The organism is Shewanella sp. SR1 (assembly GCF_020447145.1).
In the GTDB taxonomy this organism is placed as follows: Bacteria; Pseudomonadota; Gammaproteobacteria; order Enterobacterales; family Shewanellaceae; genus Shewanella; species Shewanella baltica.
The window spans coordinates 227,461-240,200 of record NZ_JAJAEF010000003.1; the positions used below are offsets into that span (position 1 = coordinate 227,461).

Annotated in this window: 11 protein-coding genes; 3 read left to right on the forward strand and 8 right to left on the reverse strand. The window is 45.0% G+C overall.

The window, feature by feature from the left end:
- Positions 1 to 2 precede the first annotated feature (2 nt).
- Positions 3 to 791, reverse strand: coding sequence for a CLCA_X family protein (locus tag KV201_RS04420; RefSeq protein ID WP_226058626.1), 789 nt, complete (start codon positions 789 to 791; stop codon positions 3 to 5).
- A 291-nt stretch (positions 792 to 1,082) separates the two neighbouring features.
- Positions 1,083 to 2,123: a sensor domain-containing diguanylate cyclase gene (locus KV201_RS04425; RefSeq protein WP_063882949.1), complete on the reverse strand. Its 1,041-nt coding sequence runs from the start codon at positions 2,121 to 2,123 to the stop codon at positions 1,083 to 1,085.
- Between the two features lie 378 nt (positions 2,124 to 2,501).
- Between KV201_RS04425 and KV201_RS04430 the strand changes: the two genes are divergently transcribed.
- Positions 2,502 to 3,032 carry a phytase gene (locus KV201_RS04430; RefSeq protein WP_226058627.1) on the forward strand — a complete coding sequence of 177 codons (531 nt, stop codon included), beginning with the start codon at positions 2,502 to 2,504 and terminating at the stop codon, positions 3,030 to 3,032.
- A gap of 676 nt (positions 3,033 to 3,708) precedes the next feature.
- Here the strand turns inward: KV201_RS04430 and KV201_RS04435 are convergent.
- The gene (locus tag KV201_RS04435; protein ID WP_226058628.1) at positions 3,709 to 4,302 is read right to left on the reverse strand and encodes a VF530 family DNA-binding protein; all 594 of its coding nucleotides are present in this window, start codon (positions 4,300 to 4,302) and stop codon (positions 3,709 to 3,711) included.
- An 839-nt stretch (positions 4,303 to 5,141) separates the two neighbouring features.
- Between KV201_RS04435 and KV201_RS04440 the strand changes: the two genes are divergently transcribed.
- A complete protein-coding gene (locus KV201_RS04440) occupies positions 5,142 to 6,752 on the forward strand; it encodes an ABC-F family ATPase (protein WP_006086724.1) in 1,611 nt (536 codons plus the stop codon).
- A 118-nt stretch (positions 6,753 to 6,870) separates the two neighbouring features.
- Here the strand turns inward: KV201_RS04440 and KV201_RS04445 are convergent, their stop codons facing one another.
- The 4 genes from KV201_RS04445 to KV201_RS04460 form a co-directional block, all read right to left on the reverse strand.
- The gene (locus KV201_RS04445) at positions 6,871 to 7,767 is read right to left on the reverse strand and encodes a nuclease-related domain-containing protein (RefSeq protein ID WP_226058629.1); all 897 of its coding nucleotides are present in this window, start codon (positions 7,765 to 7,767) and stop codon (positions 6,871 to 6,873) included.
- Positions 7,768 to 7,834: 67 nt separating this feature from the next.
- Positions 7,835 to 8,896 carry an HNH endonuclease gene (locus tag KV201_RS04450; RefSeq protein WP_226058630.1) on the reverse strand — a complete coding sequence of 354 codons (1,062 nt, stop codon included), beginning with the start codon at positions 8,894 to 8,896 and terminating at the stop codon, positions 7,835 to 7,837.
- A complete protein-coding gene (locus tag KV201_RS04455; protein WP_226058631.1) occupies positions 8,886 to 9,122 on the reverse strand; it encodes a hypothetical protein in 237 nt (78 codons plus the stop codon). The genes KV201_RS04450 and KV201_RS04455 overlap by 11 nt, the downstream gene beginning before the upstream one ends.
- 21 nt (positions 9,123 to 9,143) lie before the next feature.
- Positions 9,144 to 9,566, reverse strand: a complete 423-nt coding sequence (locus KV201_RS04460) for a class I SAM-dependent methyltransferase (RefSeq protein ID WP_226058632.1) — start codon at positions 9,564 to 9,566, stop codon at positions 9,144 to 9,146.
- A 382-nt stretch (positions 9,567 to 9,948) separates the two neighbouring features.
- Between KV201_RS04460 and KV201_RS04465 the strand changes: the two genes are divergently transcribed.
- A complete protein-coding gene (locus KV201_RS04465) occupies positions 9,949 to 11,589 on the forward strand; it encodes a diguanylate cyclase (protein ID WP_226058633.1) in 1,641 nt (546 codons plus the stop codon).
- Positions 11,590 to 11,689: 100 nt separating this feature from the next.
- Here KV201_RS04465 and KV201_RS04470 read toward each other — a convergent pair whose 3' ends face one another.
- Positions 11,690 to 12,739: a chemotaxis response regulator protein-glutamate methylesterase gene (locus KV201_RS04470; protein WP_226058634.1), complete on the reverse strand. Its 1,050-nt coding sequence runs from the start codon at positions 12,737 to 12,739 to the stop codon at positions 11,690 to 11,692.
- Position 12,740: the final 1 nt, after the last annotated feature.

Here is a 12,740-nt window from a genome sequence, read left to right on the forward strand (position 1 = left end):
AATCAGCCGAGCGGATGTTTACTTAATGCCATTCCTAACGGCTCGAAGTAATTTATCAAAGCTTTAAAAATCACTTTTCTGTGGGCTTCATCGGGATAAGCCCCCTCCTTTGCCATTGCTGAAAAGCGTGTCCCTGACACTAAATACGGATTAGAAATATCATCATAGGATTCAATACAGGCTTCAAATGCCCGCGCCATCATTTCAGTTGGCCGTGCGAAGTACCGCATGCTATGTTTTTTATCTATGGCAATCGCTCGGCGCACATAATCATGGGGCTCATCGCCATCACTACTCAAAAACGTCACCTTGAATATCTCCGATAACCGTGCATTCAGTGGATGTTCTATGATGGGCAGATCCGATAACCAAAGATCGCTCGCACATTGAAAGCGCTTAGACGAAGATTTGAAGGACTTAGCGGCAATATAGTGGTCAAACGCGTGCCAAAATTCGTGGGCCAAAGCGCCAGCGCCGGCATTTTTAGCCAAGGCCAATTCCCGAGTCGCGGGCGCATAATGGGCCTGCACGCCCTTTTGGCCGCCATGACCAAAGGCCAGACTCACGGTTTCCCGCAGCCCTAAAGTCAAAGGCGGCAGCTTTAAGATAAAGGCCAGATCGGCGAGCGAATCAAACACCAGATCCGCAGCAAGGCGCGATTCATCCCGCGTGACCCAGCGGCCAACGCGCACATGGCTAAACCCAAAGGTTTGTTTAACATCAAGAAATGTCACTTGCTCACCAAATCGATAATCGGGTCCATGGCGGGTATATTGCTGATTGATTAACACGGTTTCCCTTGAAGGCTAAAGCAATGTGGACTGATATGGCGGCTATTTTAGGTGAAAAACCAAAGGAACAAAACGTCGTTTTGAGTACAACACTAAGTTAAGCGAATGCGTGATAGTGTGATGAGTACTGTTCCCGCTAAGCGTGTTTCTTTTTTTGGATTAGCGCTGGTTTTTGTCAACTTTGAGTTTTATTGTTGGATTAGCGACACGCTGGGCTAGCGGCTCAGTCTTAGTTACACATGGATGACTGGCGCCATGAATAAATAATATACTGATTAATATGCACTTTTCTCAGCTAGGCAGGTTACCCGTTAACATCACATCGTCCCATATCACCACGCGATTGCGCCCGAGGGTTTTAGCTTGATAGAGCGCTTTATCCGCCTCGGCCACCAGCTTTTCAGCATCCGAGCGGCACTGACTTCCTGTTTCGACAGGCAATGCAACCTGCTCCACATCTGCAATATCAGCACTGTTATCGATTCCATGGTGAATAATCACAGGGGTTAATGCGCTAACCCCTGCTGAAAATTGATATTGAAAATCAGCCACGATTGCAGAAATATCTTCATTGGCAAGGGATGACATCATACGCATTACGATTTTCTGGGCCGCATCAACCGTGGTTTCTGGCAGTAACAGAGCAAACTCTTCACCGCCTAAGCGGCCAAAAATATCGTAGGGACGGGTTCGGGCGCTGATGAATTGGGTAAAATGCTGCAAGATTTTGTCACCGACTTGATGGCCATAGCGATCATTGACGAGTTTAAAATTATCGATATCCATCATCACTAGGCATAATGGCAACTGTAAGCGACTCAAGCGTTTGATTTCGTGCTCTAACTGCTGAAAAAAATGCCGCCGATTGGCAATTCCTGTTAACTCATCGGTGAGCGCGAGGCGATTTAACTCCGTTTGCGCATTCCTGAGGGCAAATTCGACCTGTTTTAACTGGGTGATATCCGTGCAAACAATCACCATATCGCCATTGTGATAAACCTGCTCCGAGAGTTGCAACCAGCTACCGTCGACCAGATCCACTTCAAAACGTCTAAAAGCCGATTTACGTTGATTCGCATGAATAAGCTCGAGCCATTCCTCTATGGTTTCATGCTCAATTTTCGGTCCCTGTTTATGGGTAAAGGCAAAGCGCATCATGTCGTCAAAATGCTTGCCGACCATGTCTTGATCAACAAAACCAAACATTTTCGCAAAGGTATTATTATAAAAGATAAAATGATTATGCTTGTCTAACACCGCTAGACCATTCTCGCTCAGCCGCAAAGCTTCCGTTATAAATGGGTAAACCAATTCAAGGGGTTTCTTATCCATCGGCATTCCTAGCGATAACATTAAATAGACTCAATCAGATTAGCAGGGATCACTCTAAAACTCGCGAGTTTATGCCTTTAAGTACTCAGCATAAGCCTTATTTTATCCTTAAAGTTAAATCAATGAAAAATGACAACATAGAATATGCATCCTTAATCCGTGTTTACATGAATATCTATGCTTTAAATATGCAAAATCAGAGGTATAGCCTCGGACAATCTGCTAACTAATACGCATTTTTTTGAATATAAGTTCACTTTTATATTAACTAATAACGAAAGACCTGCATTAAGTTAGTGGTCAAAATGAAGAAACACGTCCGGCCGCATCGCCCAATATCGTGTCGATTGGCAACAAAATGGCCCCAGTATCAAACTCGTGCGGGATATTCATACCCCTAGCCAAGTTGAAGGCTGCGTGGTCGATGAAGCCCAACATGCACTGTTTATCGGTGAAGAAGACAAAGGCATTTGGCGCTTTGATGCCAAACCGAACGCCAGCACTGAAGGCAAACTGATCATCAAGGCCGAGGGTGATTTAGTCGCCGATGTGGAAGGAATTTCACTCTACCAAGGTGCGAACATTCACGGTAAAAAACAAGATTTGCTGGTGGTCTCCAGTCAAGGCAATAACAGTTATCTGCTTTATCAAGCAAGCGCGCCTTATACCCAAGTGGGACGTTTTCGCATTGGCGTGAACTTGAACGGAATGGAAAATGGCCGCGAAACCAGCATCGACGGCAGCGCCGAAACCGATGGTCTAGCCGTCACGCATTTGCCCGTCGGCAGCAGTGTGTGGCAACAGGGAATGCTGGTAGTGCAGGACGGTCACAACCACTTACCCGATGTCAACCAAGCTTTTAAATGGTTACCTTGGAGCAGCATAGTCAAACAACTCGAGATCCACTAAGGTCAGTTTGCTGACAAAATGGCGCAGCGCAAAAAGCATCAAGTAACAAGTGAACAAGTGAACAAGAATTGACAAATGAAAAGTGTAGAAAAGGCTTTTGTACTTTGGATGAAAGGTTTGAACTAGACCTTGGGAGCAGTACTTAGCATGAGCTTTGGCATTCGCGTTTAAAGCAGGTTTTAGGGCTGATTTCGTAAGTGAGTTATTTGAACTTGGCGTAATAGTGAGCGACCAGCGCTATCTGGCTGTAAATTGAGAAATTCACTCATTATGCGCTCGATATGCAAATCTAAAACTATAACCCCCGAGAATTTTCTAAACCTCATGCAATAAAGTGAATAGTTAATCATAAAAAAGAGGTTAACCGTGTTCTACGGTTAACCTCTTTTTCATTTAATCAGGCGATATATCAGATGTTTTATCAAATAGTCAGAGCCATAACTTAAAACAGACGTTTACAAAAGCCACACCATACAAAAATCAACTTAGCGACTAACGTCTACTCATGTAAAAGCGAACTCATACCAGAGCGACCTTAATACAACACTCATTCCTTACTAGCATGAAACAGCAAACCGTAGAAACAACGGCAAATCGCATGCGTGAAAATAACGAGTGCAAAACTAACGCCAGTGAAAAACCATGCCCGCTAAATTTAGCAGACATCGGATTAGGATTAGCTGCGCTTAGTGCCCCACGGATCGTTATCATCCGTCGATGGGCCAGGTCCTGAACGCTCTGTCATTTTTGAATCATTTCTTGAATCGTTTCTGGGTTCGCTTCGGCGCTGGGAACTGCTATTCGATGAACCATAGCCAGAACTTGTTCCGCGTCCACCCGCAGGTTTTTTGCCTGCGCTTTTACCTGAGTTACCTGAGCCATATCCAGAGTTTGGACGGCGGTTACCCGCTTCGTACTCGGCGCTGGCTTTGGCCTGCATTTCAGCGATAGAGGCTAATGTCAGTTCCATCGGTTTACGCGGCGCGATACCTGAGGCAAAACCTCGTTCACGTGGCTTGAGATCAAACTGCTCACCGACGGCTTTAGGCATACGCTTAAATCGGTACAGGTAGAAGTTTTCCACTTTCTCCCGCGCCCATTCGGTTTTTTTTAGGAAAATGACACTGGCCTCAATGGTCGGGTTGGTGTTAAAGCAGCCTAGCTTTAATGCCGCGAATAAAATTTTCCAACCGTAAAAATCGACTAACTCAGTGATCATTGTCTCGAGTTTGAGGCCGTGTAATGGGTTGTTTTGTTGCTCTTGTATCATGGGAATTCCAAATTCAGCCCAATTGGCTGATTTTACTGTATTAGTTTACGGTATTGAGTTATCAAATTAGTTACTGAATTCGCGACTAAACGGGCTATGACAGCTATAACATTAGTCAATTAAGCCATTAAAATCACTTAAGTCATTTAAGTCATTTAAGCCATCTAGGCGAATGATGATACTCGCTAAGCTATTTGCTAAGTGACGGCACTAGCATGCAGCGTTATATGCTTGAATCGTTAATCTTATAGACCCAAAACTTGCATATAGAGCAGTTAACTATGTAGCCGCAGAATTAGCCGCAAAATCTGCTTTCTCAGCAAAACTGCGGGAATAATAACGGTAAATAAGCTAAACGCCTCCTTTTATTTGATCTGTTAGGGTTTGGCATCGGCTTTAGTGAGGGGAATACGCCGCAACTCAAGTCGCCATGAGGGCTTGAATCTACCATCGGCGCCTATCATTAATAGAGAGCACTACACACTTAATAGATATCACTATCATATAAGGCATTTAATATATGGCACTTACTTAATAGATGAACGCTTAGATAGAGGGTCACTTAACAGACCTTCACTCAGTAGCAAGCTCAAACCTGTCCCAATATTTTGCCGATAAACCGCTTACGCCTTCGCTCATCCTCAAAATAAACGCAACTGAAACGGCTCGATTTATAGCTGCGCATCACATACTTGCTCGCATCTTTAGCCCTTAGTCTGTATACTCCGCGACCTTATTATCCCAACTTTAATGTTTTGGCTTAGAGTGGGTGAAGCGCATGTTTCATTTTGAGGCTTGTTTGTCACAATCCCCGTTAGCAAATACCTAGGAAAGCTCCTTTGATCTCTACCGCGAACATCACGATGCAGTTTGGCCCTGAGCCATTGTTTGAAAACATTTCAGCGAAATTTGGCAATGGTCACCGCTATGGTTTGATCGGCGCGAATGGCTGTGGCAAATCGACCTTTATGAAGATCCTCAGCGGAGCTTTAGCGCCAACCTCTGGCAATGTGTCCATCACGCCCGGCTTAAAAGTCGGTACCCTAAGCCAAGATCAGTTCGCGTTTGAACAATACAGTGTGATCGATGCGGTGATCATGGGGGATGTTGCCCTGTGGAAAGTCAAACAGGAACGTGATGCCATTTACGCCAATCCGAATATGACTGAAGAAGATGGCATGCGTGTTGGCGATCTTGAAAGTGAATTTGCCGAAATGGATGGCTACAGCGCCGAAAGCCGCGCCGGTGAAATCCTACTCGAAGCGGGTATTGAAGAATCTTTCCATTACGGCTTAATGCAACAAGTGGCACCGGGCTGGAAACTGCGAGTCCTGTTGGCTCAAGCGCTATTTGCCAACCCAGATATTCTGCTGCTCGACGAACCGACCAACAACTTGGACATCCATACCATTAGCTGGTTAGAAGCCGAGTTGAACAAACGTAAATGCACCATGATCATTATTTCCCATGATAGGCATTTCTTGAATGCCGTCTGTACCCACATGGCCGATATCGATTACGGCGAACTGCGCGTTTACCCAGGTAACTACGAATACTTCCTCGCCCAATCCTCTTTGATCCGCGAGCAATTATTGTCGGGCAACGCCAAGAAAAGTGCTGAAATCGAAGAACTGCAAGACTTCGTCAACCGCTTTGGTGCCAACGCTTCTAAAGCGAAGCAAGCTAGCTCGCGTGCTAAGAAGATGGACAAGATTAAACTCGATGATGTGAAATCATCTAGCCGTATCCACCCTTCTATTCGTTTCGATGCCGGCAAAAAAATGCATCGCCAAGCGCTGATCCTCGAAGATCTCGCCCACGGTTTTGATGGCGAACAGTTATTCCAAGGCGGCGACTTGATCCTAGAAGCCGGCGCAAAATTAGCGATTATCGGCGAGAACGGCGTGGGTAAAACTACCTTCCTACGCTGCTTAGTCAATGATTTAGAACACAATAAAGGCGTGATCAAGTGGTCAGAAAACGCATCAATCGGCTACTGCCCGCAAGACAGCAGTGACGAATTTGATAATGACTACACGCTAATGGATTGGATGTCACAGTGGCGCCAACCCAAGCATAACGATCTAATGGTACGCGCCATGTTAGGCCGTCTGCTGTTCACCGAAGACGATGCCAACAAGAAAGCCCGTAACTGTTCAGGCGGAGAGAAAAACCGCTTGTTATTCGGCAAGTTAATGATGCAAGACATCAACGTGCTGATCATGGATGAACCAACCAACCACATGGATATGGAAGCCATCGAAGCATTAAATAATGCGTTGAAAGATTTTGAAGGCACTTTGATATTTGTCAGCCATGACCGTGAGTTTGTATCGTCACTCGCTACACGTATCATTGATATTAAAGATAAAAAAATAATTAACTTTCAAGGTACCTTCGATGAGTACCTTTCAAGCCAAGCTGAAATGGAAGCGAGAAAAAGCGCATAGTATTATTCGGCTAACTTACGCCGATTAACCCAGCGTTATCGCATTAAAAAGTCGTCATTGGTTATCCAGTGACGACTTTTTTATTGGGCTAAATAATGATTTAAAAATCTGAAGAGAGTTATGGCTTGCCCTGCAAACAACGTTGCATAATTTGATAAGCAATCGCATTCACTTGCTCTTGAGTGAATATAGCGGCATTCATCTTAGGAAGTGTAATAGCGACTTGCTTATGATTAATGATAGGAAACGGTGGTTTAGTTTGTGACTTCACCATCCACCCGGGAAATACGAGTACAGGCATTACCGGAATAGATTGGCCTACAGCCTTTGTGAGCCATTCACTCACCCACTTAGCTTGACGTTGAGCTTGTTCAATCGGTGCCGTTTCAGTCCAAGACGGAAACACCAATTTCCCATCACGGTAAAACAACTCATGTGCCTTATGTTGCCCTCCATTTGACTCATTCTTCTTATCACTGTACCACTTATGCCGCCCCTTAGTTTCAATGGCAAACACACCATTAATCCCCACGACTAAGTGATCAATGTTAAAACCATCGGCTTGAATATCATGGAAAACTTGATAACCCAATCCCTGCAAACGCATTAGTTCGGCTGCGGTCGCTAATTCGGCCGTATGCCCCAAACGTAACTTAGTCAATCGAGTCATACTACGATAGGTTTTGGCCACAAAATAAATTGGGCCGAGTACAATGAATCCAATAAATGCCAAAGGAAATGTTCCTTTGTCGAGGTATCCCCTTAATCCTTCAAATGCAAACGGAATGGTGACAACGATGACCGACATGAGCATTGCGCTCAAAATATCAAATTGCAGCTCTTGGAGCTGTTTTTGAATGCCAAAACCAGGCAATCTGTTCAACTTTTCCCTATCAATAGGCAGCTTTACCGTTCTGTCTCTATGCCGTATAACAAAAAACATAGGGACTAAAATCGCTCCCATACCCAACAAAATAAGTGAAACTGAAAAAATCCCTTTTAGTAACTCTGTCATACCTTTCCTTTAAAAATTAGATAATTAAGATTCTGAGACTGAATAAACGCTACTTACTTCTTTGTTTCTAAATTGCTGTGCTCGATAAGTCATTATCTATCGCGTTAAAAGGCACTAAGGTTTTTTTATCGAGCCAGAGTGGTGAGCGATTTTGCCCTGCAAGCTGATAGGCCCAAGTGGTGATGGCTTCGGAGCGATCACTTTCACAGACGAAATATCGGCTGAGTTCAGAATGTAACGCTTGGCCATGCTGGATAATGTTTTGCTCATACCAGTTATCTTTGTGACGCTGTGCGGCAAGATGATCGCGTTTATTGTTATTGCAACTGCTATGAGCGAGGACAAAATTATGCCCTAAATCATTAGGATATCGTGCCCAAGGAATAAAGTGATCCACTTCGCCAATTTCTTTTAATGACTTATGGCAATAGAAGCATTGGCCCTTTTGGATATCAAGCAGCACAGGTCTAGCGTGAGTGATCGTCTGTCGGTCACTGCCAAATAGAAACTCGCTTAAATTGCCTTTATTGCCAATAACGACCTGATTTGCGGGAAACTCTGCGACTTTCTGCACCCATTGTGTGCGAGCTAATGACACCACTAAATCATGAAATCGCCTGAAGCAGAATGCGATGCCCGGATTCAACTCGATGTAATTTTTATTTTTATCATGGGGATAAAGAAAACAATCTGCGTTTCGAGACAAAATTTGTAAGCGCCATAACGGGCCCTCTTTAACGGTGCCGCGCGTTTTACTCAATAGAGCAGGATAACTAAGATGCGCTTTTAACTGGGATAAACTGTTAACGCCTTGATTACGTAGCTCAATCAAACTGTTGATTAAGGCTGATTGCTTTCCATTATTTTGGAGTAGAACAAAATGCGCATTAACAGCACCAAAAGGTAAAGAGTGTTGCCAATAGAGTTCAACAAACTTTTCAACCAGTTCATCAATACTGATCGCGGTTTTCTGTTCAGGATCGGCATTGAGTATTAATGGCCGTTCGATGCAGATATCGGCGATCGCATGCAGTAAGGCAAATTTATATGTTGCAACGAAATCCCCTTCAACCAACAGACGTTGTACATAGCTAATAAATTCAACTTGTTTTCTCGCATCAATCGGCATGATGACGACCCTGAATAATAACGCTTGCTTCAGGTGCATTTACGTTTGGCATCAGTTTGGATGTAAAAACTAGCGTCTGCCAATGCACTTGTGTGCGACCGAGTTTGTCAGTCTCATCTTGGCTCGAATCTTTGAGTGCTAGCTGGCAATCTGCAGCCAGTGCGAGCAATTCATCTGCACTGACAGGGTGCATAACGCGGGCATCGGGGATTGGACCATGGCGCAAACTGATGACTAAAAGTCCCGTTCAATTGAGTAAACGTGAGAGTGTTGCTAGTGCTAGTGGGCGCTCAGAGGGAGATAAATGCATCCACACAGCGCTAAGTAAAATCAGATCGAACTGTTGCGCTAGGTCAACCACTTTTTGTAGCTGAGGTAAACCATCCTCAATCCAACGAACGGGTAGATCCCGCGTTAACATCTGCCCCATTTTCGCTAAAGCAATAGCAGGTTCGATTGCAAAAATTTGCGTCTCTTTGTCCTGTGCCTTTTTGGCTAAATAATGCACATCCCGCCCTGAGCCTGCTCCCACATCCAGTATCGATAGTTTGTCTCTCGCGAGGATCGGCAAAAGATGATGTAACCAACTTGAATGCACTTCTTCAAAGGTTTTAGACAAATACTGCGCCGAGAGTGTTACGGCATGGCCATTATAAAACGCTATGCTCACTGACAAAAATCCTTTTGCAACAAGTGATTGTTTTTAATGACGCTAACTTATCACAATCACTTTTGATACAAAATACACATCATCATTATCCTGCTGTTTTGCAGAAAAAATTTTGCGTTTTGCTGTTTTATATCACAACCCGAGTATTGGCGATTGAAAAAGGAAGTCTATTTAGGCAGGTAGCATCTGTGCATTTCCCCGTCGTTTTTTTCGCAGTGGTTTACACTCTATTAGTCTGTGTGAAAATACGTGCAATTGGTTGAATCTGTTACATCCTTCTGTTGAAAACAGTGTCAATTTCAGTATAAACGGGTTTTATCGTCCCGAGGTAGCGACCACACGGAGAAACCTAGGGCTCAATCATTTAGGATATCTATTGCCTATGAGTTTTGAAGATTCGTTAGAGCAACTTAAACGACAGTTTTTACATGCACTGCCGGATAAAAAGAAACAAATCATTACCTTGTGGATTTCATTGCGTAAGAATTGGAATGCACACATGCTGTCTGCTGTGTATCGCGAGGTGCATAACTTAAAAGGGTCGAGCGAGACCTTTGGATTGTCGGAGACCAAACACATAGTCGATAAACTTGAGCTGCAGCTTAAAGGGTTGCTCAATGCGCCAGCTCCCGAACTTCCTACTATCAAAGGCTTAGATACCCTCTTCCACCAGTTGTTGCAAAACAATATGCGCGGTCAACCGTCGCCGCCTGTGGTAGAGGCGCAAATGCAGCAAAGTCCCTATAAACCGGCTAAGGCGCGGCATGATCACCATATTGCCATCATAGAAGACGATGGTAATGTCGGCGCAATGATCACAAAGCAACTGCGAGAGTTCGGTTTTAGTGTGCAGCATTTTTTGAATTTCACGAGCTTTCTGGTGGTGCAAAATGAAACGCCCTTCGATCTTATTCTATTGGATTTAATTCTGCCCGATTGGACTGAAGAGGCCTTGTTCGAAGCCGCCACTGAGTTTGAAAAGAACAATACCCGAGTGTTTGTTTTATCCTCGCGCGGGGATTTTGACATGCGGTTGCTGGCCATTCGTGCCAACGTTAGCGAATATTTTGTCAAACCTGCGGAAACCACTTTATTGGTGCGCAAAATCCATCAATCTCTCAAGATGTCAGAGAAGCAGCCCTTGAAGGTGTTACTGGTGGATGATCAGCAATCTATGGTGGATTATTTTTCAAGCCTGTTACGCAGTCACGGTTTGATGGTGAAAGGGTTATCGAGCGCCGAGCAAGTCTTGCCTGCCCTTGAGCAGTTTGAACCCGATCTGTTCATCTTCGATTTATACATGCCTGAAGTGAACGGGCTTGAACTGGCAAAGATGATACGCCAACTGGATAAATACACGTCTAGCCCAATTCTCGTGTTGAGCTCTGACGATACCATGCAGAATAAAGTCAGCATCATACAAGCAGGATCGGATGACCTAATTTCGAAGCAAACCGCGCCGAGCTTATTTGTCGCGCAGGTGATATCCCGCGCTCAACGTGGCCATGATATTCGCAGTTCGGCAAGCCGCGACAGCTTAACGGGATTGTTAAACCATACCCAGATTCTGGTTGCCGCGAGGCGCTGCTATAACGTGGCTAAACGAATTAACTCTCAGGTTTGTATCGCCATGTTCGATTTAGATCACTTCAAAAAAGTGAACGACACCTATGGCCATGCCGGTGGTGACAAGGTGTTGCTGGCCTTTGCCCATCTTCTACAACAATCCTTACGGCAAACTGACTTTACCGGTCGCTATGGCGGCGAGGAATTTATGTTAGTGCTGCCAGATATGCAAAAACCACTGGCGATTGCTAAGTTAAATGCGATCCGCGAGAGCTTTAGCCATATTGTCTTTGTCGAAGATGGCGTCGAGTTTAAGGTGACGCTCAGCGGCGGTTTAGTGTTCTCGGACGAATGTGAGGAGTTTCAAGATTGTCTATTACTGGCAGATAAAAACCTTTACGAAGCGAAACGTTTAGGCCGAAATCAGTTAGTGGTTTCACCAAGTGAGCAGGATTGACTCAATTAACCCAGCCACAGTATCAGTCAAGTAGTCATGTCTTATTATCTGGCTCACCGCCAGATTGATGGTTAATGTTGAAGACCATTCAATGTCGCCATCACAGTGAGCTTAAGTGGTTGATAAGTTTGCTCGGCATCTGCGATAACTCCACCACATAATCTACCGCACGGCATTTTATCGCCTCTCGTGGCATACCAAATACCACACAACTTTGTTCATCTTGGGCAAAGGTGGTGACACCTTTTTGATGCAGCGCCACCATGCCTTCGGCGCCATCTTTGCCCATGCCGGTTAATATCATCGCGCTGATATTGGGCGCGGCACATTTGGCCAAGGCATTAAACATCACATCGACCGATGGCCTGTGGCCGCTGACCTTTTCATCTTGGGTTAATTTCACTTTATAACTGCCACCCACTTTGATGATCTCAAGGTGATGATCGCCAGGGGCAACATAGGCATAACTGGGTAAGAGTCGCTCACCGTGCTCCGCTTCTTTAACAGTTATCCGCGACAGTCGATTTAAGCGTTCGGCAAAAGTGCGGGTAAACCCCGCTGGCATATGTTGGGTGATCACTATCGGTGGCATAGCCGCAGGTAAATGCTGTAACACATACAAAATGGCTTCGGTGCCGCCTGTAGAGGCGCCTATCGCAACTAGATGCTGGGTTAGGGTTGTATTGGCCAATACCGGCCGCTTACTCGACACTGGGCGTGTTGGCTCAACAAATTTTTGCGGTTTGATGATTTTGGCTTTCGCGGCGGATTTGATCTTATCTAAAATCAAATCCTGATAATCATGGATACCTTGGGGCGAGTCTAATTTCGGTTTCGGGATAAAATCTACCGCGCCTAAGGCTAAGGCGTTAAAGGTCGCATCTGCGCCCTGCTCGGTTAACGAAGAAATCATCACTACCGCTGTGGGTCTGGCTTTCATCAAGCGGTCCAGAAAGGTTAAGCCATCCACTTTAGGCATTTCGATGTCTAAGGTGATCACATCGGGGTGAAATTGATTCACTAGATCCTTGGCCTCAAAGGCATCGGCAGCTTGCCCAACCAGAGACAGTTCAGGGTCAGCCTCAATCATTTTACCGAGCAAGCTGCGCATCAGCGCGGAATCGTCAACAACTAGCACTTTGATCGTCATA

Bases quoted from the DNA above. Each gene is read 5' to 3' on its own strand.
- KV201_RS04445 (WP_226058629.1), bottom strand. From the start codon at position 7,767: ATGACAGAGTTACTAAAAGGGATTTTTTCAGTTTCACTTATTTTGTTG.
- KV201_RS04435 (WP_226058628.1), bottom strand. From the start codon at position 4,302: ATGATACAAGAGCAACAAAACAACCCATTACACGGCCTCAAACTCGAG.
- KV201_RS04425 (WP_063882949.1), bottom strand. From the start codon at position 2,123: ATGGATAAGAAACCCCTTGAATTGGTTTACCCATTTATAACGGAAGCT.
- KV201_RS04450 (WP_226058630.1), bottom strand. From the start codon at position 8,896: ATGCCGATTGATGCGAGAAAACAAGTTGAATTTATTAGCTATGTACAA.
- KV201_RS04470 (WP_226058634.1), bottom strand. From the start codon at position 12,739: ATGACGATCAAAGTGCTAGTTGTTGACGATTCCGCGCTGATGCGCAGC.
- KV201_RS04465 (WP_226058633.1), top strand. From the start codon at position 9,949: ATGAGTTTTGAAGATTCGTTAGAGCAACTTAAACGACAGTTTTTACAT.